General features: G+C 54.1%; 19 protein-coding genes. 10 read left to right on the top strand and 9 right to left on the bottom strand.

Annotation, left to right across the window (positions count from 1 at the left end; all coding sequences use genetic code 11):
- Positions 1-105 precede the first annotated feature (105 nt).
- Complete coding sequence (locus KM934_RS04935) at positions 106-561, top strand: Hsp20/alpha crystallin family protein (protein ID WP_215759511.1); 456 nt, start codon at positions 106-108, stop codon at positions 559-561.
- Positions 562-651: 90 nt separating this feature from the next.
- Here KM934_RS04935 and KM934_RS04930 read toward each other — a convergent pair whose 3' ends face one another.
- Entirely contained in the window at positions 652-1,074 is a 423-nt protein-coding gene (locus tag KM934_RS04930; RefSeq protein ID WP_215759510.1) for a hypothetical protein, read from the bottom strand.
- 338 nt (positions 1,075-1,412) lie between these two features.
- Between KM934_RS04930 and KM934_RS04925 the strand changes: the two genes are divergently transcribed.
- Genes KM934_RS04925 through KM934_RS04915 form a run of 3 tightly spaced genes read left to right on the top strand, consistent with a single transcriptional unit; the run spans position 1,413 to position 6,080 of the window.
- Positions 1,413-3,038 carry a vitamin K epoxide reductase family protein gene (locus tag KM934_RS04925; protein WP_215759509.1) on the top strand — a complete coding sequence of 542 codons (1,626 nt, stop codon included), beginning with the start codon at positions 1,413-1,415 and terminating at the stop codon, positions 3,036-3,038.
- 17 nt (positions 3,039-3,055) lie between these two features.
- Complete coding sequence (locus tag KM934_RS04920) at positions 3,056-3,313, top strand: hypothetical protein (protein WP_215759508.1); 258 nt, start codon at positions 3,056-3,058, stop codon at positions 3,311-3,313.
- 22 nt (positions 3,314-3,335) lie between these two features.
- Complete coding sequence (locus KM934_RS04915; protein WP_215759507.1) at positions 3,336-6,080, top strand: porin family protein; 2,745 nt, start codon at positions 3,336-3,338, stop codon at positions 6,078-6,080.
- 84 nt (positions 6,081-6,164) lie between these two features.
- Here the strand turns inward: KM934_RS04915 and KM934_RS04910 are convergent, their stop codons facing one another.
- The 4 genes from KM934_RS04910 to KM934_RS04895 are packed head-to-tail and all read right to left on the bottom strand — an operon-like array spanning position 6,165 to position 9,824.
- The gene (locus KM934_RS04910) at positions 6,165-6,815 is read right to left on the bottom strand and encodes a YhcH/YjgK/YiaL family protein (RefSeq protein WP_215759506.1); all 651 of its coding nucleotides are present in this window, start codon (positions 6,813-6,815) and stop codon (positions 6,165-6,167) included.
- A 30-nt stretch (positions 6,816-6,845) separates the two neighbouring features.
- Entirely contained in the window at positions 6,846-7,697 is an 852-nt protein-coding gene (locus KM934_RS04905) for an N-acetylmuramoyl-L-alanine amidase-like domain-containing protein (RefSeq protein ID WP_215759505.1), read from the bottom strand.
- A gap of 21 nt (positions 7,698-7,718) precedes the next feature.
- Entirely contained in the window at positions 7,719-8,837 is a 1,119-nt protein-coding gene (locus tag KM934_RS04900) for a DUF4421 domain-containing protein (RefSeq protein WP_215759504.1), read from the bottom strand.
- Between the two features lie 3 nt (positions 8,838-8,840).
- Entirely contained in the window at positions 8,841-9,824 is a 984-nt protein-coding gene (locus KM934_RS04895; RefSeq protein WP_215759503.1) for a Gfo/Idh/MocA family protein, read from the bottom strand.
- Between the two features lie 1,452 nt (positions 9,825-11,276).
- Between KM934_RS04895 and KM934_RS04890 the strand changes: the two genes are divergently transcribed.
- The 6 genes from KM934_RS04890 to KM934_RS04865 all read left to right on the top strand — a co-directional run bounded on the left by KM934_RS04890 (position 11,277) and on the right by KM934_RS04865 (position 19,904).
- Positions 11,277-11,765 carry a TlpA family protein disulfide reductase gene (locus KM934_RS04890; protein WP_215759532.1) on the top strand — a complete coding sequence of 163 codons (489 nt, stop codon included), beginning with the start codon at positions 11,277-11,279 and terminating at the stop codon, positions 11,763-11,765.
- Between the two features lie 77 nt (positions 11,766-11,842).
- A complete protein-coding gene (locus tag KM934_RS04885; RefSeq protein WP_215759502.1) occupies positions 11,843-13,516 on the top strand; it encodes a DUF6029 family protein in 1,674 nt (557 codons plus the stop codon).
- Between the two features lie 8 nt (positions 13,517-13,524).
- Positions 13,525-14,334, top strand: a complete 810-nt coding sequence (locus KM934_RS04880; protein WP_215759501.1) for an Omp28 family outer membrane lipoprotein — start codon at positions 13,525-13,527, stop codon at positions 14,332-14,334.
- Between the two features lie 101 nt (positions 14,335-14,435).
- Complete coding sequence (locus tag KM934_RS04875; protein WP_215759500.1) at positions 14,436-15,104, top strand: hypothetical protein; 669 nt, start codon at positions 14,436-14,438, stop codon at positions 15,102-15,104.
- Positions 15,105-15,115: 11 nt separating this feature from the next.
- Positions 15,116-17,023, top strand: coding sequence for an Omp28-related outer membrane protein (locus KM934_RS04870; protein ID WP_215759499.1), 1,908 nt, complete (start codon positions 15,116-15,118; stop codon positions 17,021-17,023).
- 298 nt (positions 17,024-17,321) lie between these two features.
- On the top strand, positions 17,322-19,904 hold the full coding sequence (locus tag KM934_RS04865; protein ID WP_215759498.1) for an endonuclease MutS2: 2,583 nt from the start codon (positions 17,322-17,324) through the stop codon (positions 19,902-19,904).
- Between the two features lie 84 nt (positions 19,905-19,988).
- Here KM934_RS04865 and KM934_RS04860 read toward each other — a convergent pair whose 3' ends face one another.
- The 4 genes from KM934_RS04860 to KM934_RS04845 are packed head-to-tail and all read right to left on the bottom strand — an operon-like array spanning position 19,989 to position 24,006.
- Positions 19,989-20,708, bottom strand: a complete 720-nt coding sequence (locus KM934_RS04860) for a phosphocholine cytidylyltransferase family protein (RefSeq protein ID WP_215759497.1) — start codon at positions 20,706-20,708, stop codon at positions 19,989-19,991.
- On the bottom strand, positions 20,701-21,834 hold the full coding sequence (locus KM934_RS04855; protein WP_252344899.1) for a 2-aminoethylphosphonate aminotransferase: 1,134 nt from the start codon (positions 21,832-21,834) through the stop codon (positions 20,701-20,703). The genes KM934_RS04860 and KM934_RS04855 overlap by 8 nt, the downstream gene beginning before the upstream one ends.
- Before the next feature lie 39 nt (positions 21,835-21,873).
- Positions 21,874-23,001 (bottom strand): phosphonopyruvate decarboxylase, encoded by a 1,128-nt coding sequence (aepY, locus tag KM934_RS04850; protein ID WP_215759496.1) that lies wholly within the window; start codon positions 22,999-23,001, stop codon positions 21,874-21,876.
- A 48-nt stretch (positions 23,002-23,049) separates the two neighbouring features.
- Complete coding sequence (locus KM934_RS04845) at positions 23,050-24,006, bottom strand: LicD family protein (RefSeq protein WP_215759495.1); 957 nt, start codon at positions 24,004-24,006, stop codon at positions 23,050-23,052.
- Positions 24,007-24,257: the final 251 nt, after the last annotated feature.

Raw genomic sequence — 24,257 nt, 5'->3', positions numbered from 1 at the left:
GGATGTCGAAAAAGCCGAAGCTAACAAAAGATAATTATAACATGAAGTCCCGACCGAACCACAAGGCGGGGAGAGGACGACAAAACAAAACTGGAGGTAAATATTATGTTGTTAGTTCGTAGAAACAATGATTCTAATTGGTTGAACAATTGGTTTGACGACACACTCTTTGATGTAGACCTGATGCCGCAGACCAAAGCCACAGCGCCCGCTATCAATGTGCTTGAAACTCCCAAGGACTATAAGATGGAGATGGCCGTTCCCGGTTTGAGGAAGGAGTGGGTTCGCGTGAACATCAACAACGACGGACTGCTCCATGTGGCCATTGAGAACAAGATGGAGCACAAGGAAGAAGAGCGCGACAACAAGGAGGAGAAGCACGAGCGCTACTTGCGCCGCGAGTTTGGCTACAGCAACTATGAGCAGTGCTACACCCTGCCTGAGGATGTAGACCACGACCACATCACCGCAAGCGTAGCCGATGGCATCCTCACCATCACCGTTCCGAAGATCACTCCTGAGCAGGAGGCGAAGGTCATGAAGAACATTGAGGTGAAATAACATTCCCCTGGCGAAGCGCAAAGACATTCGCCGAGCATAACACACATCAGCCCTGGTTTCCCACAAAGGAAGTCAGGGCTGATTCGTGTTCTATGCGTGGCGGGGGGATAGAGTGGAAGCCGCCTCATGCCTTTTTGTTTTCAAAGTTATAAAAAATAATTGAAGCATACCCCGTTTGCGACAAGAAAATGGAAAAGAAACCCGATAATTGCCAAATGGCAACAAAAGTGGCGCAATGCTATGGCCTGTTGTGAAAGAAGAGCAAATAAGATGGCAACGTATTGGAATGCGATGGCAACGCATTGGAACAATGTTTTTATCAAAATACCAAAAGAATGTGCTATCTTTGTATAAGATAGGCTGCACTCGGCCATTAGAGAACAAGTTCTCATGGCTCTCGCTTGCACTATCTTTGCCCACACCTAAATCAAACAATAACGTAATGAGGAATATTTGTTTTGCAGCAGCATTGTTGCTTTGCCTCCAGGTATATGGGGCAAAAGCAGGATCCATGGATTCTCATACAACATACCTTAATTATAAGGTGGCGACAAGCAATGGACAAGGTTCTCGAAGGTGCCCTGCTAACCTCGCTTTTCTGCCATCGACATGGATTGATGAAACAAGACTCTATATGAAATGGCGCTGTAATCTTGGAACAGTTAATATATACGTAACTGACGCAGTTGGGCATGTTGTTTTACGTAATATTGCAAACTGTAATTTTGGAGAAGTTACCTCTTGGGATATTAGTTTTTGGGCAACTAATATATACACATTATTTATAATGGTAGGCGAGAACTCGTATTATGATACCTTTTCTTATAACGCCTCACACACATGTTTGTAATATGACTCTTATAGACAATTTTCTACATCCCAAAACCAATGCGGAAGAAGCGGTGTCATTATTATGTGAATCCTTCAAACTAAAATTATCTGATGGCACTTTATGTCGTCAGCTTAAACGTCATCCATTCTATCCAAGCATGTTAGCTATTCATGATGTGATGGAGAATTTCGGGGTGGATTCTGTAGCTTATAAATGCAGTGACGTACAGGAAGTACTGAAAGTGGAAATTCCCTTCCTGTCTCAGGTGTCCGACGGTAGCTTAAGCAACCATAAGCTTTTCGCTACAGTATTTGGGCGTAGCGATAATGCTATAGATTGGTTTAACCCTAAAGAACACAAGCGTGAACTAATTTCTATTGATAAGTTCAGTGAGGTATTTACAGGCTATGCTATGTTCTTCGCTACAACAAAAGATGAAGGGGGCTTAAGCCATAAGGGTTACCGATGGAAAGAGAACTTGCAAAGAGCCATTGAATATTTGGCCATTTCCATGTTGCCGATTGCCTTAATGGTTATTAGTGTTTACAAAGGGCTTGTAGGTAGCATTGGGGTGTTGTCGTTGGCCTATTCTGTGTTTTTACTAATTGGTTGTGTTGTGTGTAGCCTTTTGCTTATGCACGAATACAACGCATACAATCCTGTGGTGATGGGAGTTTGTGGCGACAATAAGAAAGTTAACTGCAACGCAGTGTTGGCATCTTCTGGTGCCACATTCGCAAATATTCCATGGGCTGTTATTGGAAGTGTGTATTTCCTTGGATCTTTGTGTGCCTCGTTATCGTCGTGTATGAGTGAACGCGTAATAACATGCCTTGCTTACATGAACATTGTGGCCATTCCTTATACGGCATATTCTCTTTATTACCAAAAAAGGGTTGTTAAGCAGTGGTGCCCTTTATGTTTGGCTGTATTGGCAGTTATATGGGGGTTGTTTGCTATTTCCTTATTGAATGGTAGCCTATCAAGGTTTAGTCTTATGACGCCTGAAACTCTATGTTGTGTTTTCGTAAGTATGTTCCTTTCAGCATTAGGTGTTTTCCTACTATGGAAATTTGGCATCATTCTTGAGAGATCGGAAGAATCAGAGCATTCCCTTTTGAAAATAAAATATGACCGAGCAGTATTCGAGGCGTTACTAAGAAAAGAAAGAAAAGTGAGTGTGCCCATTGAAGGATTTGGTATAACCCTTGGAAACCCAAATGGCATGATGCATATTATAGAGGTGTGCAATCCATTCTGTGGCCATTGTGGGAAAGCGCAGAAAGAACTTAGCAAGTTAGTGAAGAATAACAGTAACATTTGCTTACAGATAATATTTGTGTCGGGACCAACTAACGTAGGGTACGACCATACGCCCGTTGACACGTTTCTGACTCTACAGAAAGAGGCCGAGGATATGTCAACGGTTCTTAACGACTGGTTCGCGCTAAGCGTAAAGAATGTTGAGGAGTACGAAAAGCTGCATCCTGTTAAGTCCCATCGTTCTAAAGATAACGACGATAATGCACAAAGGATGTCGGAATTTTGTGATGCCATGAAAATAACTCATACCCCAACAATATTCATCGACGGGCATGAAATGCCTCGTTTGTACAATGTTGGAGATCTCAAATATATTATTTAATTTTAAAATTCAAACCTATGAAGAAATTCAAATTCAAACAAGCAAATTTGGGCGAAGTGTTATCGCGCGAGGAACTGAAGCTAATTACTGGTGGAAGTGATGTTGATTCAAGTCAATACAGATGCAGTGGTATTTCTCCCGAACACGAGCATGTATGCGATTCGAAATCATCAGGAGAACCTTGCAGCTACTCATACGGTTTCTTAGGAAGTGTAAAAACCGGTTCTGGTATTTGTTCGAAACGGGGAAGCTGTCCTGGAATGTTCTGCGATTAAGCCTGTGTGTAATAGATTTCCCATGAAAAGATTCATCCTTCTACTTTGCATGATGTTCTCGCTCTCGCTCATGGCGCGCGACATCATGATAAATGTGAAAGGCCGCACACTCGACAATTTGACGGGCGAAAACATCGGTGATGTTACGCTTGTGCTGATGAACGCCGACAACATACCGATCGACACGATGGTCTCCATCGGGCCGCCCAACCATCCGATACTTGTCGGCATGTTCGCTTTCAAGGTGGGCAAAGTGGGGAAATACATCATCCACGCGTCGGCTGTGGGGTACAAGGACGCGTACGTCAATTTCCGCGTCAGGTCGAGGCGCGAGTGGCTGGTTAGGGTAGGCGACATCCGCATGGTCAAGGCCGTCAAAGAGTTGCCTGAACTTTTGGTGAAGGCCACCAAGATCAAGATGATTTATAGTGGCGACACCATCGTCTACATCGCCGATGCCTTCAAAATGGCCGACGGCTCCATGCTTGATGAGCTCATAAGGAGGCTTCCCGGCGCCACCCTGTCGGCCGATGGGCGAATCTACGTCAATGGGCACTATGTGGAGAACTTATTGGTCAACGGTAAGGATTTCTTTGGCGGTAATGCGCAAGTGGCGCTCGAGAACCTGCCGGCCTACACCGTCGGCAAGATAAAGGTCTACAGCCGCTATGGCAAAGGAATGCCCGTTTCCGAGAGCGACATGAAGGACCAACCCTACACGATGGATGTGAGGCTCAAGAAAGAGTATAGCCACGGGCTTATGGTCAATGCGGAGGTAGGTGCGGGCACCGACAACCGCTACAGGTTGCGCGGGTTTGGAATGGACATGAAAGAGAGCTCGAGGGTTATAGCCTATGGCAACGCAAACAACGTGAGCGAGAGCCAAACGGCAAGCACCCTCGGCCGCTGGAAGCCCGAAGATGCGGGCAACGGTGTCAGCCATATCAAAAGTGCGGGCGTCGACATCTCGCACGATTTTGACCCTGGCGCCTTCGCTGCCTTCAGCACCGTCTATGAGCACAAAAACAACATAAGGGGAACGGAAAGCAACCAGCAGACTTACTTTCCCGGCGGCGATGAGATGAAGCGCGCCTGCGACAACTCGCGCGTAACGTCGGACAAGATCCACTTGAAGGGCAACATGTATATTCAGCGGAATGAATATTTCGTCATCAACGATGCTCAGTTGTCCTTCAAGGCCTTGCGCCAGAACAGGTCGCTACAGGAGAGGCGCTTCGCCAATGGCGCCACGCTCAACACGCTTAGTGACGAGACGAACATCAAGAACCGCCAATGGAGCTTCAAGATGACGTCGACAAACGGAATAAGCCTCGTGGCCGATCTTCTTCGCCTCAACGCCTCGCTGGCCTACAACAATTACGACGGCAAGCATTTCTCGCTTTACAACCTCCGCTACTCCGAACCATCGGCCTCCACCGACAGGCGCCATACGTACCTTAAGGCGGGCAATCACGACTTCAATTTCCGTTTTAAGACGAGCTACGACTATCGTGGCTTTGGCAAGATTCTCGCGCCTTTCTATGAGGTGGTTTACGAGCGCCGCCATAACGACAATATGTTCTACCGATTGGACCAGTTGCAGCACGACACAGTCTGCATCTCCTGGCTACCGTCTACGGCCGATGCCCTGCGCAGGGTGCTCGACGCCAACAACAGTTATGTTTACCGCGAGCACCAATGGCAACACCAAGTGGGTGTCTATTATTCGCAGACGTTTCAGAACGGCGAGCTTACCGTTACACTGCCTCTGCGCCACATCCGCACGAACCTCTCAGCGTGGCGCACCACAGACCAAACCGTGGCAAAGCGACGCACGCTCTTTGAGCCTGCCGCCACCTTCAGGTGGAAAGCCAACCGCCACCACGTTGACATCAGCTCGAAATACTATACGCGCCTCGCCGACCTCACGCAGATGATCGATTACCACGACGACAGCAATCCGCTATACGCCATTAACGGAAACAAACACCTCAAGGATACACGCATCCTTGAGGTCGGCGCCAACTACACCCACGACCTTAAGGCGCAGCAACGGTTGGGCGTGGCCGTGCAATGGAGCAGGCGCTATAACGATGTGGCGATGATGACCACCTTCGATCGCAACACAGGGCGCACCACCGCCACACCACAGAACGTGAACGGCAACTGGACCATCGCGTCCAACATCCATTTCACCACGCCTGTCCTCAAGAAGCAGAAGATGCTGCTCTCCTTCGCCCTGCAACCCTCCTACCAAAACAGCGTGGACCTCGCCTCGGAGATGGGGCAGGCGCATCCGGCAAGCATCGTCAGGAGCCTCGGCGCCGATGGGCAATGCAAGGCCGACTGGAACCCCTCGGAGCATGCGCAGCTCTCGCTGTTGGCAAACGCACGCTATCGTCACATTACGGGCGACCGACCCGACTTTGCCACCATCAACGCCGCCGACTTCGATTATGGCTTCAGTGCCATCGTCGACCTGCCGTTGTCGCTCCAGTTGTCCACCTCCCTTGTGGCCTACGCCCACAGGGGCTACGAGGCGCCGGAGATGAACACCACGCAATGCATATGGAACGTGGAGCTCTCGCGCAAGCTATGCCGAGGCCAACTGCTGCTGGCCATCAAGGCATTCGACATCCTGGGACAACTGAAAAACCAATCGTTCCACGTCGACGCGCAAGGACGAACCGAAACGTGGCACAACGCCATACCGCGCTACGCCATGATTTCCCTCGCCTGGAGGTTCAACGCCAACCCGAAGAGGTAAACAATTGGAGAGCAGATAAGCCACGAAGGAACAGGGAGCGCATAAGGGCTACATGAGCGGCATGCGACCTGCTTTCCCCTCTCTCTACCTTTCGTATGGCATTTTGACCACGATGACCTTAACGTGCTCTTGTTGCTTTCCGGTTTTAATTTTTGCGATGTGCCAATCGCATGGGAACATGATGCAGAAGGTGTTGGGTGCCATCTCGAACCGCTTGAGGCGTGTGGCGTCGTAGCGGTAATGCTCCACGTCGGGGGTGTAGTCGGCGAGGGGGGTGGCTGTGTCGTGGTCGATGAGGGCCAGTCCCTCCACGCCGTCTACCACGATCATGAAGTCGATGTTGTCTCTGTGGCTCTCCGATCCCTTCCCATTCCTGAGGTCGTGCTCCGAGCACCAGTTGGTTCCATCCTCCACGGAGGCCACGAGGCCCGTTTTGCCGATGGGCGTGCGCCCTGGCTTGAGCGCCTTGAGGTCGTTGTTCTGGAGCCATTGGAAGAGCTCGTCCCACAGCTTGGGGTTCCTGCTATACTGTATGCAAAACTCGGCGAGGTTGACCGTAGGGGCGGGAACGGCCTTGTTGAACGCTCCCCTCCATTGTCCCTGCTTCACCCATTTGGCGGCGGCGCGCTCCACAGCCTTGGGATAATGGTGCGTGTAGGTTTGTGCCGTGGCTCCTGTTGCGAGGAGCGTGGCGACGATGGCCATGGTGGCCATTTTTCTCTTGCCTTGTTTCATGTTGTGCTGATTGTTTTTCTTATGCAGGTTCTACTTCGCCCTCACGATGCGTATGCCTATCTGCGAGGGGTGCTCGGCCATGTAGGTGGCCAGGAGCTTGGGCTCCTCCACCACCTTGCGGTGCAGCTGCGATGCGTTGAGCATGTGTAGCCCGTCGGCGTGCCACACGGCTATGCCGAGGTGACTGGTGTCGAGGCCTTTCTTGGAGGTGAGTATCACGATGATGTCGCCGTTGCGTATGGTGCTCCGCAGCAGTTTGCTGTTCCTCAGCTGGCCCTTGGGAATGTAGCGGTAGCGTCGGCCGCTGATGGCCCTCTCCATCTGCCGCAGGGGCGCCACCCATTGGGGATGGGCCGCAAGCATGGGGTAGAGGTGCGTGTGGGTGGTCATGTAGTTGGCCCGCACGGTCTGCACGGCGGTGAAGGGCGGCGTGGGGCCTTGCACATCGGCCACGAGGCCCTTGCGCACGTTCTCCTCGATCCAATAGGTAAAATAGTGGAGGCGGTGCGTGTAGGCCACCTTGCCATCCTCGTAGCGCAGGCGCTGCAGGTTGCGGCAGAAGGCTTGGAAGGTGTGGGCCTTCTGCTTCATGCAGAGCGCGAGGGCCATCACCGTTTCCACGTAGGTGGTGCAGTCGAGCTGCCGCAGGTTGACCACCAGCCGCTCCTCGCGGTTCACCTCGAGCGTCTTGGCCACGTAGGGCAGTCCGCGCAGTTGGCGTGCGAACCACAGCGTGTGGTTGGTTTTTGGGGGTAGGGTTGCGGCTTTTTCCAACAGTCGCACCACCCTCACCGAGTCGCTTCGCCAATAGTGGGGCGTTGAGGCTTGGGAGCCCATGGCCGTTGTGGCGAGCAAGATCAAAAGCGTCAATATTTTCTTCATAGCGTAAAAGGGTGTTGGGGGCTACCTTCGTCCGAAGTTGTAGCCGAAATAGATGTTGACCGATCCAAAGATGTTGTTGGTCTTAAACTGATCCTTGCGGTAGTTGTAGGCGTGGAACACGGCGCTGGCCCCGGCGTACCACCGCGTGTTGTTCCACACCAGTCCGAGGCGGAACAGGCCGTCGAGACTGATGTTCTTGAAATCGAAGGCCCGGAAGAAGTTGTCCTCCTCCTTTTGCACATCGTTGGTCGACCGCTTGTAGCTGAGCGAGGCCATGGCCGAGGCGTTGAAGAGCCAGTTGTAGGCAAACACCCAGTTGATGCCGTAGCCCCCTGAGATGGAGTAGTCGGTGTATTTCACCTTCGAGAAGCGCATCGACGAGTCGATGATGCCGTCGGCGTTGGTGGTCCCGAGGCGTTGCTCCACGAGGTCGGCCAGCTTGGCCCAGTCAACCTCGAGCGAGTGGCGCGTGTAGCCAATGCCCATCATGGGGCTTCCCGCCGTTCGCCGCTGCACGGTGCTCTGGCTGTAGGCGGCGGGATAGGAGAACTTGCGGTGGTTGAAGATGTAATAGAGGTTGCCGCCCGTGATGCTCGAGTGGAACCCGTCGAACGAGGCTCCGCGCATGCGGCTGGTGTCGTACTGCTTGCCGAGGTCCATGCGCGAGATGGTGTAGTCGTTTCCCGACTTTCGGTAGAACACGTCGATCCCTATCTGGTTGCTGTAAAGGCTGAGGTTGAGGTCCTGCTTGCGGTCGCCGTCGCTGAGGTGCGTGAGGTCGACGGTGTAGCCCAGGAACACCCATCGCCAGCCCACATAGGGTCCGAGCTTCACCGATGGCTTCGGCACGAACACTATTTCCTGCCCCGTCTTGTTGGACAGGTGGTAGATCTCGTAGGTGTTGGTGTTTTGGAGCATCACGGTGAAGTTGTAGTGCTGCGGCTCCACATACAGCGTGTCGACACGCGAGAACTCCTTCACAAACTGGTAGGCGGCGTTGAGCAGCGGATTGCGCAATTCGTGGCCCGAGGTGCGGGCACGACGCCCTTTCCGCCCCACCTGTGTGGAGTCGGTAGGGTTGGCGCTGGCGTGGCAGGCCAGGGCGATGGCCACGAGGGCGAGCAACACACGCTTGGCCATGGCTCAGAACTTGCCCAATATGCGGTCCATGACCCAGTTGGTGGGTGTGGCGCTAACGCTTGTGCACTCGCACACGCCCACGCCCTGCAGATGCTCCACCACCGCCCGTATGAGGGGCAGCTGCACGTGCGTCGGGTTGGGGATGGCGAAGCGCTGGTGGCCCTCGCTGGTGATGAGGCTAATGGGGTCGTAGCTATACACCGAGAAGCCCAGCGTGCCCCTGTCGCCGATGACCATGATGCGGTCTTCCTTGGCGCTCTCGTGGCCCACGAAGCACCACGAGGCGCTGCCCGGTATGCCGCTCTGGAAGATAAACGATGCGCTGATGGTGTCTTCGGCCTGGTAGAGGTGCGCGCGGTTGGCGGGGTATCCGTGTGCGCGTATGATGAACCCGAAGAGCTGCTGCAGCAGGTCGAGCTGGTGGGGCGCCAGATCGTAGAAGTAGCCGCCGCCCGCTATGAGGGGCTGCACGCGCCACGGCTGGTTGCTGCCCTGTGCGTTGTCGAACTCGCGTGGCGGCGCCGAGAAGCGAATCTGCACGTTGAGAATCTTGCCCAGCGTGCCATCCTCCACCAGTTCCTTCACCTTCTGGAAGTAGGGCAGGTATCGGCGGTAATAGGCCACGAAGCACGGCACGCCCGTCTGCTCGGATATGCGGTTGATGCGCAGGCAGTCTTCGTAGCATGCCGCCAGCGGCTTCTCCACATAGCAGGGCTTGCCCGAGCGCATGGCCATGATGGCGAAGGTGGCGTGGCTCGAGGGCGGCGTGGCGATGTAGATGGCGTCGACGTCGGGGTCGTCGACGAGCTCTTGCGCGTCGGTGTACCACTTGCGTATGTGGTGGCGCTCAGCGTAGAGGCGCGCCTTGTCGGCGTTGCGGCTCATCACCGCCACCACCTGCGACCCAGGCACCTCGCCGAAGGCCGGTCCCGACTTTTTCTCCGTGGCCTCGCCACAGCCTATAAAACCCCAGTTTATTCTCTTCATAGTGGACTGAAAAATATACGTTAATGGCGGTGCGGCCCTATCGCCGCCGCCTAACTTATGCAAAGTTAGGACAATTATTTGCAAATCCAAAGCAAAAACGCAATAAAACTTATCCATTTCCAAACCAAAAAACCGAGAGAAACGCAAGCATTTCCAAACCAAACGGAGCGAAACCGTGAGCATTTCCAAACCAAACGGAGCGAGAAAGGAGGGTGCTTCCAAACCAAACGGAGCGAAACCGCAAGCGTTTCCAAACGAGGTGTGCCCTTAAACGCGCCCTTATAGAAACGCTCTCCGCATATCAAGCAAGCCTGTCATGTGGCATTCTTTTCATTCCTGTCTAACGAAGCGGGCTGAAAGCCCAATGACCTCCTTAGCCCAGGCACCGCCCTGGGTAAACCGCCACGTTACGCCACGCCCCGTAAGGGCAAAAGTGTATCTAACGTACTCTGTTTCAACATCTTATCATTGTGTGGCGCTTGATAGCATTCCTTTTTTATCCAAGGCTTTCTTGCTTAGTCAAGCGGCAAAGCCGAGCGACCGCGTCTGAGCGCAAATACACGTGTGTTCATTATCACCCCCAATATAGGATAACCCTGAATTATGGCGACAATCTATATTGAAATCTACATGGTTTTTATCCACGACCGAAGCGTTGGGCGGAAATACGCCATTCTCAGCACTATAACGCAACCTGTTGGCGCACAGAGGGTTAGCGCAAGAAGAGAAATTTTTGGCGGCCGAACCATCCAAACCGCGTTGCGAAACATGCCTAACCGAGCGGCGATACATGGTCTTTCGCACCTCGCGACGTGGCCTTTCGAGGTGCGGATGGGTAGGTATCGCAACGCGAAACATGCCTAACGGTGAACGCACGGCGCAGATTTCTCTTGGCGAGCACGAGGAAACGTCCATCCCGTTGTCTGGTTCAACGAAAAACGCCGCACAACTTTTGCACCAAAATATCATACAGAACGTGTTGCGCTCCCCATGCCACATGACAAAACGCATTCTACAATATAAAATCCATTCCACTCTTCCACGATCCTCATTCCACATCCTCAAACCCGCATTGCAGGGATCGTCGAAGATGCCCGAAACGATTGGGGCCATTACTTTTAGCACCTCCCTGTGCCGCTTTTGCTTACGTTCGTCAAGTGTGAGACGCCTTTAGATGACCGAAAGACATAATATAATAAGGTAAGACCGAAAGGACGAGGGTGGCGCGTTGTAAGGTTACGGAAAGAGGAATTGGAGCGTGTTTGTATTACAAAACGTTGTTATTACACTCGTTTTAGCGGTAAACTCTCATAAAATTGCACGAAAACAGAATAAATCTTCATATTTGTTTGCTCAAAACCGTTTATTCGATTACCTTTGCATCATATTTAAGATTATTCATAATCATTTGGGAAATTTATGAAAACACTAAAGTTACTCTTTCAGGGTAAGATGAGCAAGGCCTTGTTCATCATGATGATGCTTTTTGCAACCGCGCAGACCATCAGCGCCCAGTTGCCTTCGTTCAAGCTTAAGACCATTGACGGAAAGACCGTGTCGACCGACACGTTGCGCAACGACGGCAAGCCCTTCATCATTAGTTTCTTCGCCACCTGGTGCAAGCCCTGCAACCGTGAGCTCAGCGCCATCGCCGAGGTGTACGACGAGTGGCAGAAGGAGACTGGCGTGAAGCTCTACGCCGTGTCGATCGACAAGGCCCAGAACGCCAACAAGGTGAAGCCCCTGGTGAACCAGAACGGATGGCCCTACGAGGTGATGCTCGACCCCAACTCAGAGTTCCGCAAGTCGTTTGGCGGAGAGATGATACCGTTTGTCATCATCTGCGACGGCAACGGAAAGATCATCGAAAAGCACAACGGCTACACTGAAGGGTCGGAAGAAGAGATCATCGAGAAAGTGAGGGAGCTGACCAGCAAGTGAGCCCCGCACGGTAGCATACCGTCCCCACCAACACACGAACGGCCCCATGCCCTTGGCGTGGGCAACAAACGCAAGACATGAAACGAAAACTCATACTCACCCTTGCCGCCACGCTCGCCACAACGGCCCTGATGGCACAAGAGAACAACAACAACGACGACAAGATCACCCTGAGCGGAAGCATCCAGAGCGATGTCATCATACCCCAGGAGGACAAGAAGATCGGCACAGAGAAATATAGCGAGTGGGCGCTCACCAACACCTACGCCGACATTGCGGCGCGCAGCCGTCATATCGACGCCGGCCTGCGCTTCGAGTTTACCAAGCACCCATTGCCGGGCTATGCCGCCGCGCCCGAGGAGCGCTTCAAGGGCTATGGCGTGCCCAACTTCTACCTGAAGACACATTTCGACAACTGGGACCTGACGATCGGAACCTTCTACGAGCAGTTTGGCTCGGGATTCATCCTCCGCACCTACGAGGAGCGAAGCCTCGGCATCGACAACTCGTTGCTCGGCGGACGCTTCGTGGTCCGACCCGTGAAGGGCGTGCAGGTGAAGGCCCTCGCCGGTAAGCAGCGCCACTATTGGAAGTGGAACGACGCATGGATCAGCGGCGGCGACCTCGAGCTCAGCGTCGACCAGTGGTTCCGCAGGATGCAGGAGGCCAACACCTACCTCACCCTCGGAGCGTCGTGGGTCAACAAGTATGAGTCGCCCAACGAAGACATCATGGTGGATCCCACCCACAAGCTTCGCCTGCCGGGCAACGTCAACGCCTTCGACCTACGCACCAACCTCCAAGCCGGCAACTTCAATGTGCTGGCCGAGTATGCCTGGAAGACCGACGACCCCTCTTACGACAGGCTCTATCCCTACATCTATCGCAACGGAACGGTGGCCATGCTCTCCACCTCTTATTCGAAGAGGGGCCTGAGCGTGCTGCTCCAAGCCAAGCGAAGCGACAACATGACGTTCCGAAGCGACCGCAATGTGTATGGATTGTCGTCGAACATCAACAACCTGCCCGCCTTCACCACCGAGCAGACCTACGCCCTCGCCGCACTCTACCCCTACGCCACACAGCCCAATGGCGAGTGGGCCTACCAAGCCGAGTTGGGCTATACCTTCAAGCGCAACACCCTGTTGGGCGGCAAGTATGGCACCAACCTCAAGGTCAACTTCTCGCATATCCACTCCATCAACCGCAACGACCATAGCGTAGACGGAAACCCACGGGGCACAAGCGGCTACGGGTCGGCCTTCTGGAAATGGGGCGACCAGACCTACTACCAGGACCTCAACATCCATCTCAACAAGAAGTTCTCGCGCGTGTTCTCGCTCAACCTCATGTATATGAACCAGTTCTACAACAAGAGCGTTGTGGAGGGAGAGGGCGGCATGGTCCACTCCGACATCATGGTGGCCGACGCCAAGTATCGCATCAACCGAAAGATGACGCTGCGCGGCGAGGCGCAATACCTGGCCACCGACGAGGATGAGGGCGACTGGATGTTTGGCCTGCTCGAGCTATCGATCCTCCCCAACTGGATGATCACCGTGTCGGACATGTATAACAACGGCGAGAGCAAGCTCCATTACTACCAGGGCCTCGTTACCTTCAACGCTGGAGCCCACCGCCTGCAGCTCGGGTATGGTCGCACGCGCGCTGGATACAACTGCTCGGGTGGCGTGTGCCGATATGTTCCCGCAAGCAAGGGATTCACCATTTCTTACAACTATAATTTCTAAAAAGGAAGATGAACATATTTAAGTCGTTTAGCTTAGCCGCCATCCTGATGGCGCTCACCCTCACGTCGTGCTCAGAGATCGACGAGAACGAGCGCATCATCTATGTGAAGCCGGCTGAGGTGAAGAAGCATGTGCTCATAGAGGACTTCACCGGACAGCGCTGCGTGAACTGCCCCAACGCCGCCACCATGATCGAAAAACTGCAAGAGCAGTATGGCGAGGACAACATCATAGCCGTGGGCATCTACGGAGGCGACTTCGGTTACACCACCGTAGCCCAGGGCCATCAGCCGCTGTCGCTCACCACCGAGACGGGCAATTCCTATTACGCCACATGGGGTGTCAGGGCACAACCCAGTGGCATGGTCGACCGCTTTGGAGGCGTGCTCACCAACCTCGTCTATTGGGCTGCCTACGTAAACGGCATGATCAATAGGGAACCCACCGTGATGATCACACCCACCACTACCTACGATGAGGCTTCGCGCAACCTGAAGGTCAACGTCAATGTGGCCGGATTGAAAACGCTTAGCGGTGCCAAGTTGCAGGTGTGGCTCGTGGAGGACAACATCAAGGACATGCAGCTCATGCCCAATGGTAGCGTCAACAACGATTATATCCACAAGCATGTGTTCCGTGCGTCGGTCAACGATAAGGACGGAGAACCCATCAACGTGGTCAACGAGAAGTCGGTGAGCAAGACCTACAACATCAGCCTCGACAACAGTTGGAAGCCTGAGAACATGTCGGTCGTCGCCTTCGTGTTTACCGACGAGGGTGTGCAGCAAACCGAGAAGACACCCGTCGTTAGCCAATAAAAGCCCATGGGGGTGGCCGTTCGCTTGCCTATGGCAAACCATCTGCCCCCTTGGAAACATCAAAACAAACAGTAGTAATCATTAAAATAAAGAAATAGAATATGAAAAGAGCATTTGTCTTCGCCTTCGCTGCTTTGCTCAGCATCGGAGCCTTCGCACAGGAAGAGCTGCCTACATTCCAGTTGTTCGACAAGAACGACAATCCGGTCGCCGATGGTGCCACCTTGGTGCTCACGGAGGGAGAGAATTTGGGCGAATATCAAATTCCCAGTGGCCTTTACCTGAAAAACAATTCCGACGACACGCAAGGTGTGGGCATCGACGTCAAGCTGGTAAGCATCGACAACGGATCGTTCTCTTGCTGCTTCCCCAATAATTGCCAGGCGATTTCAAGTCCAGGGGTATATGAGGATTACAACTCTCCCGCTACCATGGATGCCGGTGAGGCGAGGATTCTGCAAACCGAGTGGATACCCAGCAACTACGGCTCATGTACGGCCGAGCTTCAATTCAAGGTCTTCAATTTAGAGAAGCAGGATGTGTTCGGTACTACGGTCTACTCGCCTTCCGATTTCAAGGAGTATGGTCCCAAGGTTACGCTTCATTTTGTTTACGCCGACCCCACAAGCGTCGACGGTATTAAGGATAACACAAACACTACGGTCCTCGCCCGTTACAATGCCAATGGCATGAGCGTCAAGTCGGAAGTGAAGGGCTTGAACATCATTCGTCTCTCTAATGGTAAGACCATCAAGCAAATCAAAAAATAATTAGTTTCATTATGAGGAAAACTTTACTCTCTTTATTTGCACTCGTGCTGACATTAGGCGCGAGTGCACAGAAAGCCACACCCTTTAGTTGCCATCTCGACAGGAGCTTGGAGGCCGCTCAGCAGCGCGTCGTTACGTTGGCTCCGAAGAAAGTCGACTTGCAGGATAACCAGCGCCTCGTGGGATATTACACCACCGACGAGCTGGCGCAGTATGGAGTGGGATTGGCAAACTTTGGCGCCAACGACAATTGTAAGGCCGCCATCGACCTGACGCCCGATATGTTGGAGCCCTACGATGGCATGAAGGTGGTGGCCATCCGCTTCGGCCTTTGTTACAAACTGGATAAGTCGAGGGTGTTTATCACGCCTATCACCAACCAAGGCCTTGGCCTTGATGTGGTGTCGGAGAATGTGCCCTCCACGGTGAAAGGATGGAACACCGTAACGCTCAGCAAGCCTTACGTCATCTCCAAGAACCAGGAGTTCTTCGTGGGCTTCGACTTCGCGCAGAAAGCCATCAAGAACGGACAGTCTTACACGGAAGAATGTTATCCGCTCTCCGTCGTGGAAAGTGGTCGCACCGACATGCCGCTCCTGATGTATGCCAACATCTCCGAAGCCAATGGTGGCCAAGGCGAAGGTTGGTACAACCTTGGCACGGGTGAGGGAAACCTCAGCATCCAACTGGTGGTGGAAGGCAATTTCCCCGACTACAATGTCATTCCCAGCAACTTCAATCTGGTGTCGGCGCTTGTCGACACCGACGTGGAACTGTCGGTCGATTTCTTCAACAATAGTAAGGAGGCCGTGAGCCAACTCGACTATGTGGTGTCGGTCGATGGTGTGGCCACCGATGAGCAGCACGCCAACCTGGAGAAGGCTGTGGCAACAGGCGCCAACGGATCGTTCAGCGCCATCGTGCCGGGCATCGCAAAGGTGGGCAAGCACAACGTTACGGTTGAGGTGACCAAGGTGAATGGCCACGACAACCTGGCTACCAACAAGGTGGCTAAGGGCGTAGTGGCCGTGGCCAAGACCACCTATCCCAGCAATGTGCTCATCGAGGAGTTTACCTCTGAGGGTTGCAGCAACTGCCCGCGTGTGGCCGAATACCTTCACACCGCGCTCTCTATGGCCGACCAAGGACGTGTGTATGCCGCTTGTCACCATTCGGGTTATCAAACCGATTGGCTCACGGCCAAATGGGATTACCTCACGGGGGTTGCGTTTGGCAACAGTGGGGGCACGTTCAACCCGGCCATGATGTTCAATCGCAATGAGGCGTGGGTTGAGGGCAACGTCAACAAGGCAGGTCTTGTGGGCATCCCGGCAAACGCTGCCGTCATCACCGCCACAACGCGTGCCGCCATGGCGCAGCCTGCCAACGCGCAACTCGCTATTCAGGTGGTGCCCAACGCCGATGGCTCCAAGGCCACGGTTACCGTGAGCGGCGTGTGCAACGAGGCTTACGACACCGACAACTCGCTCCTGACATTCTATCTCACCGAGGATAGCGTCAAGCCTCATAGACAGTATGGAGCCAAGAGCTCTTTCCGCCACATGCACGTCATCCGCGCCAACAACAGCACTTGGGGCGAGCAGGTGCAATGGGAGGGTAACACCTTCACCACCACATTTGATGTTAACATCAAGGATGCGTGGAAGAAGAAGGACCTGAAGTTCATCGCCTTCCTCAACAAGCACAACGAGTCGAACTACACCGACAACAAGATCGAGAACGTCATCGGCGTTACCTATAACGATGCCGTGACGGGCATTCATGGCGTTTACAACGATGCCGAGAACGCAACGGTCGTGGGGTATTACACCATCGACGGCATGAGGCTCAACGCTCCGCAGAAGGGCCTGAACATCGTGAAGATGTCTGATGGCCGAACTGTCAAGGTGATGAAGTAATCGGGGCTTCGACATTCCCCCAAACCCATACGTCCCCATGAACCCAATGCTAATGACCGATTTGGGTGACGGGACCTCCTAACGCTGCGTTGCTCCGCAAGGGTTTCCTTGCTGGGCGACGCAGTTGTCGTTGGGGCGCATCCTGCATCACCCCAAACCCGATGCATCTTGTTTGCGCCTTGTGCCTGCCCCAAGCCGACGGCCATCGGTGGCTTCGCTGGTATGATTTGTGTAGTTCATTCAACAAAGACTCGGTGTTTTGCATACTAAAAAGAATATTATTCAGTAACTTTGCAGCATGATTTATCCCAGCAATTTCGAAAACAAGATACAGTTTGGCGAGATACGGTCGCTGCTGAAGGAAAGTTGCCTGAGCCAATTGGGCAAGGACAAGGTGGAAAAGATGGCGTTCAACGACGATGTGGAGCGCATCAACACGTTGCTCAGGCAAACGCATGAGTTCCGTCGCTTGCAGGAGGAGGCCGACGAGTTCCCCCTGCAATATTTCTACGATATGCGCGCTTCCATCAAGCGCGTGCGACTGGAGGGCACCCATCTCGAAGAGAATGAGCTCTTCGACCTCCGCCGCTCGTTGGAGACCATTGGCGGCATCGTGAGGTTCCTGAGCCGGGGAAGCGACGAAGGGGTTTACGATTTCCCCACATTGCACGACCTCACCGAGGGGGTGCTCACCTTCCCCGACCTGTTGCGCCGCATCGATCAGATCCTCGACAAGTATGGTAAGATCAAGGACACGGCATCGCCCATGCTGGCCGAAACCCGCGCACAGTTGCGGAAGGCGGAGGGTAGCGTGTCGCGAACGCTCAACAGCATCCTGCGAGCCGCCCAGAGCGAGGGATTGGTGGATAAGGACGCTACACCCACGCTTCGCGACGGACGTCTCGTGGTGCCCATCGCTCCGGGCTTGAAGCGTAAGATAAAAGGTATCGTTCACGATGAGTCGTCTACAGGAAAGACGGTGTTTGTGGAGCCCGCCGAGGTGGTGGAGGCCAACAACCGCATACGCGAACTGGAGGCTGAGGAGCGCCGGGAGGTGGTGCGCATCCTTGTGGAGTTCTCCAAACTTGTCAGGCCCCATGTCAACGAACTGATGTATTCCTACCAACTGCTGGCCGAGGTCGATTTCATTCGCGCCCGCGCTGAGTTGGCAACGCTCATGGGAGCCATGGAGCCGCGGGTCGAAGCCGCACCTGTCATGGATTGGGTTTCGGCACGTCATCCGTTGCTTTGGCTCGCATTGAAGAAGCAAGACAAGACGGTGGTGCCTCTCGACATCACCCTGAAACCCCAACAGCACATACTGATCATATCGGGGCCTAACGCCGGTGGTAAGTCGGTTTGCCTCAAAACCGTGGGATTGTTGCAGTATATGTTGCAATGTGGACTGTCGGTTCCCATGAGCGAACGGTCCAAGGTGGGCATCTTCCAAAACCTGATGATTGACATCGGCGACGAGCAAAGCATCGAGAACGACCTCTCGACCTACTCGTCTCACTTGCTCAACATGAAGATCATGATGCGGCAGTCGAACGCTCGCACGTTGTTGCTCATCGACGAGTTTGGTACGGGCACCGAGCCGCAAATAGGTGGAGCCATGGCCGAGGCCGTGCTCAACCAGTTTGTGAAGAAGCAGGCGTGGGGTGTCATCACCACCCACTACCAGAACCTCAAGCACTATGCCGACTCGCACGAGGGCATTGCCAACGGTGCCATGCTCTACGACCGCCATGAGATGCGACCTCTTTTCCAGCTCGCCATAGGCCAACCCGGTAGCTCGTTCGCCATCGAGATCGCGCGCAAGACGGGCATTCCCGAGGAGGTGATACGTGAGGCTTCGGAGATTGTCGGGTCCGATTATATCCAGAGCGACAAGTATTTGCAGGACATTGTGCGCGACAAGCGCTATTGGGAGCAGAAACGACAGACCATCCATCAGCAGGAGAAGCGCTTGCAGGAACGCATCGACCATTACGAGCAAGACATCAACGCCGTAGAGCGCGACCGGCGCGACATCCTGGCGAAGGCCAAGCAGGAGGCAGAGGAACTTCTTCGCGAGAGCAACCGAAAGATCGAGAACACCATTCGTGAGATTCGTGAGCAGCAAGCCGAACGTGAGTCGACACGCCGCATCCGAAAGGAGCTTGAGGGCTTTAAGCAGGATGTGGAGGCTTTCGACACCAAGGCCGAGGACGATAAGATTGCCCGTAAGATCGAGCAAATCAAGGCTCGCAAGGAGCGGCGCGAGGAACGAAAGAAGAAAAAGAAGGATGATGAGCAGAAGGCTGCCGAAGCCTTGCGATCTGCGGCTTTGCGTGACCAGAAGGTGCGCGACAACGTCATTGCCGTAGGCGATAGCGTCCGCATTCGTGGGGCGAAGTCGGAAGGCAAGGTGGAGAGCTTGAGCGGAAAGATGGCTACCGTCATCTTCGGCGATATGCGCACCAAGCTGCCAGTGTCGCGTTTGCAACTATTGGCAGCGCCATCGGAACCCGCAGAGGGTGACGCAAAGGCCGAAACGTCATCGCAACCCACCAAGATGGATGTGTTGCGCGAAGGACTCCAAAGCTACAAGATGTCGCACATGACGCAAGATACCATCGACGACCACCGCAAAAACTTCAAGCAAGACCTTGATGTTCGGGGCATGCGAGGCGATGAGGCGTTGCAAGCCGTGCAATATTTCATCGACGACGCCATCCTTGTGGGTATGCCGCGCGTTCGCATTCTCCATGGTAAGGGCAACGGCATCCTGCGACAACTCATTCGCCAATACCTGTCGGCGGAGCCCAATGTCACCCATGTGCGCGACGAACACGTGCAGTTTGGTGGCGCCGGAATCACTGTCGTGGATTTGGGATAAATCTAAGGAACTATTGGGTTTGCGCAATTATATGCATTTCCTTGCCATGCAAACAAACGGCATGGCAAGGAAATGAAAGGTTTTCTATAGTTTTCCGACGACGTGCTCCTCGGCGTATTGCAGGTCGCGCTCGTCGTCGATTTCGTACCAATGCACATCTTTCGCATTGAGAACAAACACCCGGCTTATTGCCTGCGACATGTGGAGCAACTCGTATTCGTAGCCCAACTTAGGCTTCTCGTCGACGATTTGCGCATAGTCGGCGCACATTTTCTGGTAGAACGAGGCCGAGAGCTTGTGGATTCCCACCAGTTCGCCCTTGGCGTCGATGGCGTCGCGGTCGGTGGAGCATCGGGTCAGCGTTCCGTTGGCGTCATATTCCACGTAGTATTGGTCTTGGAATTTGGTGACCGGCGTGATGAGCATGATGTCGGGATGGGCATCGTCGATGAGCTCCGTCAGTGCGTTGCGGCTGAAGATGATGTCCGACTCGAGCAAAAGGAAGTCGTCGTTGCCAATGGCCTCACGGCAGTTCCATAATGTGAACATGCTGTTCGTCTCGGCATAACGGGGCGAGAACACACATTCGATCTGCGGAAAGCTACTTGCCAATTGCTCGTAAGCCTCTTTCTTATAGCCCGTTCCGATAATGATGCGCTCAATGCCACAAGCAATCAGCGCCTCGATGGAGCGCACCACCATCGCCTTTCCGCCACACTCGATGAAGCCCTTGGGCATGGTCTCGGTCATGTGGCCGAAGCGACTGCCTAAGCCGGCAGCCATGATGACAGCAGTCTTAATCATTGTAATGGGCGGGAATTTGAATGTTGTTCTTCACCAAAGCCTCCTTGAGAACCACAAAGAAGTCCTCTATGTCCTTCACGTCGATGGTGCCGAGCGAGCAGAGACGGAAGGTGTTGGTGGTTGAAATCTTACCCGGATAGATGGTGAATCCGTGCTCGTAGCAGTAGTCGTGCACGCGGCCGAAGTCCCAGTTGGGATCGTCGGGGTACTTCACCGACACCACCAGCCCCGACTGGATGTCGCGTCGGATGACATCGCGCAGCCCCAACTCCTCCAGTCCACGATGGATGGCCTCGAAGGTGCGGTGGTGGCGTGCGAACTTAGCCTCCTCGCCCTCGGCCCAATACTCCTTGAAGGCTTGGATGGCGGCATACACCGTTTGCACTGGCGGGGTGAAGTGCATCTCGCCACTTTTCTCGAAGAAATCATACTGCAAGAAGAGGTTGCAGTAGTAAGAGCGCTTGGGATAGTCCTTTGATCGCTCAATGATCTCGCGGCTTCCAACGATAAAGCTCAGTCCCGACATGGCCATCAATCCTTTTTGTGCCGATGCCATGCAGAAGTCCACATTGTCCTGGTGCAGGTCGAAGGGCACCATGCCGAGGCTCGATGTGGTGTCGACCACAAAGATGGCGCCATGGGCGTGGGCCATTGCGCCAATCTCGCGGATGGGGTTGAGGATGCCCGTTCCCGTCTCGTGATGGGTGGTGTACACCAAGGCGATGTCGGGGTTGGCGTCGAGCGTGCGCTCCACCTCGTTGAGCGAGGGCTGCTCAAACACCGATGAGCGCAGGTCGATGTGGTGCAATCCGTAGTACTGACACACCTCAACGGCGCGCGATGAGTAGGCGCCGTTGTTCACGATGAGCGCTTTCTTTCCCTCTGGCAGGAGCGAGTTGAGGCAGATGTCGATGTTGATGGTTCCCGATCCGCAGAAGAGCACAGCCGTGTCTTTTTGCAAATCGCCATGCGCCATGCGCACGCAGTTCTCGCGCAGACCTTTCATCAGTCCGGCGAAGTCGTGCTCGCGCGGGCAGATGTCGGGCACCACCTGAGCCATTTTCACTGTGTCGGTGGTGGTGGCTGGGCCCGGATTGAGCAATATGTTACGTTTGATGTTCATCATTTTTCCGATGGTTTATAGTATTGGTTGTTATCGTTCGTGTTATCGCTTCAGGAAATCCATGAGCGCCTCCTTGTTCTCCACAGGCGTGGTGGTGGGGCGGCCGAGGTCGGCGCGCGCACCCTTCTTCACCTTGATCTCGAGGAACAGCGGTGCGTCGTTGTCGGTGAGGTCGGCCAACACGTCGCTCAGGTCGTCGGCGTTGTCAACGCTGAGCACCGTCTTATAGCCGCAAGCGGCAGCCACCTCGGGCAGGTCGACCTTGTAGCCTACGGTAGGCTGTCCGCCCACCGAGTCGTGCACGCCGTTGTTGAAGAGTATGTGGTAGAAGTTGGCGGGCTGCATGCTGCCCGTGATGGCCAGTGCGCCCATGTGCATGAGCACCGCCCCGTCGCCGTCGAAGCAATAGATGTTGCGGTCGGGTTGGCTGAGGGCGATGCCGAGCGCAATCTGTGAGGCGTGCCCCATGGATCCCACCGTGAGGAAGTCGCGCTCGTGGCCTTGTCCGCTTCCGGCACGATATTCGAAGAGCTCGCGACTGATCTTGCCCGTTGTCGATACTGCGGCGGCTCGGCTGTCCATTGCTTCGGCCACCATCTGTATGGCCTTCTCTCGTGTGAGCTGCGACTCGTCGGCCACGGTGTTGATCAGTTTGTAGTCGGCAAAGGTGCCCTTGCGAATCACCAGCGCATAAGCCTCGCCCGTCTCGCGCATGCGCTCTGCGGCGTGGCGCACCTGCTGCTCCGCCTCGTTCTCGTCGGCAGAGAGGGTGGTGTGCTCAATGCCCATGGCGTCGAGCAACGGCAGCGTCACCTTGCCCTGCTTTACATGTTGCGGCTCATCGTGCACACCGGGTTCTCCACGCCATCCGATGATGAGGAGCAGGGGCATGTGGTACACGTCCTTGTCGGTGAGCGACATGAGCGGGTTGACAACGTTTCCCTCGCCCGAGTTTTGCATATACACGGCAGGGATCTTGCCTGTGGCGAGATGGTAGCCTGCCGCCAGGCCTACGGCGCCGCCCTCATTGGCGGCGATGATGTTGTTGCGCGGGTCGGTGTGGTCGGTGATGTAGGCACACAGGTTCTTCAACAATGAGTCGGGCACGCCGGCGAAGAATGTGATGTCCTCGTTGGCGAGCGCTTGATAGAATTTCTCGGGTTGTATCATGGTGGTAATGCTATTAGCTTATTAGTATATGGTGAAATGCTGAAACGCTTACTTTTTCTTTCCCGTAAGTTTGCTGATGAGGCGTGTCAGGGCCGACATGCGGTATTGGCGCCTCACCTCGGGCAGCACCTCCTTGTAGCTGCGGTGAGTGTCGAACACCACTTGCCCATGCATGCTGGGCGCTTGTATGGGCGTCATGTAGTTGTCGCCAAACACGGCTCTCAGCACGGTGTCGGTGTCTTTGGGCGCTGGCACCTTGATGTTCTCAAAGGGAAGCCACACGGTTTCGTCGAAGAGGCTTCGGTCCCATTGCAGTTTGGGTCCCATGTTGACCACCTCTCCTACGCGCGTTCCGGGCAGGTCGGCCAATCGGCGCATCTCGTCGTCGGCCTTCTCGTAATAGTGGAGCCAACCGTTGCGACGCACGCAATGGCGCGCCTTGAGCTTCCGGAAGATGAGGCCCAGGCGTCCTGAACTGATGCAATGGGTGTTCTTGGCCTTGAGGAATTTCAACGTCTTCAGCGCGCTGCGGTAGGCGCGGTGGAGCGCTTCCTGGTCATCGGGCACGGCCTCCAAGGGGAAGATGTCGATGAAGATGCCTTGGTTGAAGGGTTGGAAACAATCGGATGGGCGAATGGCTGTGGTGTCGCTGCGTCGGAACTGCGCGTGGCCGCGATGATAATCCACGTCCGAATAGGCTGTTTGCAGGAAATAAGGGGCCTCAATGCCTTTGTTTCCAATGGTTTGGCACATGCGGTCGTAGTCTTCGCGTGGCATCATCAGGTCCACATCGTCGTCCCAGGGAATGAAGCCCTTGTGGCGAACGGCACCGAGCAGCGTGCCGCCCTCGGCCCAGCAACGCAGGTTGTTGGCTTGACAATACTCGAGAAAACGGCGGAGCAAATCGAGCTCTATGGCCTGCACCTCCTTCATTTCGGCGCTGGCTACGTACCCGTTGGTGGCCTCTTGGTTTGTTTGCGAGGCTTGTGTATTTTGATTAGACATTGTGCTTGTATGGTTGATGCAACATATCTTTCTGCAAAGTTACAAAAAAAAACGCCATCTCTTATCTTTTTATTCGAATTTATAATATGCGTTATATGGGTTTCGTGCGCCTTATATAAAAAGGTAAATTATAAGTTGTTTGCATATTGTGTAGGAAAACAGAAAGAAAAACGCATATTATTAAAACATTTTATAACTTTTTCTTTGTTGTTTGATGATAAAGTATTAAATTTGCAATCGAAAAAGGACGT

The sequence above is a fragment of the Hallella faecis genome (assembly GCF_018789675.1).
Lineage (GTDB): Bacteria > Bacteroidota > Bacteroidia > Bacteroidales > Bacteroidaceae > Prevotella > Prevotella faecis.
This window is presented reverse-complemented; position numbering and strand designations above follow the sequence as displayed.

Coding starts and splice junctions, on each gene's coding strand:
- KM934_RS04890 (WP_215759532.1), top strand. CDS start 11,277: ATGAGCAAGGCCTTGTTCATCATGATGATGCTTTTTGCAACCGCGCAG.
- KM934_RS04880 (WP_215759501.1), top strand. CDS start 13,525: ATGAACATATTTAAGTCGTTTAGCTTAGCCGCCATCCTGATGGCGCTC.
- KM934_RS04855 (WP_252344899.1), bottom strand. CDS start 21,834: ATGATGAACATCAAACGTAACATATTGCTCAATCCGGGCCCAGCCACC.
- KM934_RS04920 (WP_215759508.1), top strand. CDS start 3,056: ATGAAGAAATTCAAATTCAAACAAGCAAATTTGGGCGAAGTGTTATCG.
- KM934_RS04915 (WP_215759507.1), top strand. CDS start 3,336: ATGAAAAGATTCATCCTTCTACTTTGCATGATGTTCTCGCTCTCGCTC.
- KM934_RS04860 (WP_215759497.1), bottom strand. CDS start 20,708: ATGATTAAGACTGCTGTCATCATGGCTGCCGGCTTAGGCAGTCGCTTC.
- KM934_RS04925 (WP_215759509.1), top strand. CDS start 1,413: ATGACTCTTATAGACAATTTTCTACATCCCAAAACCAATGCGGAAGAA.
- KM934_RS04865 (WP_215759498.1), top strand. CDS start 17,322: ATGATTTATCCCAGCAATTTCGAAAACAAGATACAGTTTGGCGAGATA.
- KM934_RS04930 (WP_215759510.1), bottom strand. CDS start 1,074: ATGGATCCTGCTTTTGCCCCATATACCTGGAGGCAAAGCAACAATGCT.
- aepY (WP_215759496.1), bottom strand. CDS start 23,001: ATGATACAACCCGAGAAATTCTATCAAGCGCTCGCCAACGAGGACATC.
- KM934_RS04935 (WP_215759511.1), top strand. CDS start 106: ATGTTGTTAGTTCGTAGAAACAATGATTCTAATTGGTTGAACAATTGG.
- KM934_RS04905 (WP_215759505.1), bottom strand. CDS start 7,697: ATGAAGAAAATATTGACGCTTTTGATCTTGCTCGCCACAACGGCCATG.
- KM934_RS04900 (WP_215759504.1), bottom strand. CDS start 8,837: ATGGCCAAGCGTGTGTTGCTCGCCCTCGTGGCCATCGCCCTGGCCTGC.
- KM934_RS04845 (WP_215759495.1), bottom strand. CDS start 24,006: ATGTCTAATCAAAATACACAAGCCTCGCAAACAAACCAAGAGGCCACC.
- KM934_RS04895 (WP_215759503.1), bottom strand. CDS start 9,824: ATGAAGAGAATAAACTGGGGTTTTATAGGCTGTGGCGAGGCCACGGAG.
- KM934_RS04870 (WP_215759499.1), top strand. CDS start 15,116: ATGAGGAAAACTTTACTCTCTTTATTTGCACTCGTGCTGACATTAGGC.
- KM934_RS04875 (WP_215759500.1), top strand. CDS start 14,436: ATGAAAAGAGCATTTGTCTTCGCCTTCGCTGCTTTGCTCAGCATCGGA.
- KM934_RS04910 (WP_215759506.1), bottom strand. CDS start 6,815: ATGAAACAAGGCAAGAGAAAAATGGCCACCATGGCCATCGTCGCCACG.
- KM934_RS04885 (WP_215759502.1), top strand. CDS start 11,843: ATGAAACGAAAACTCATACTCACCCTTGCCGCCACGCTCGCCACAACG.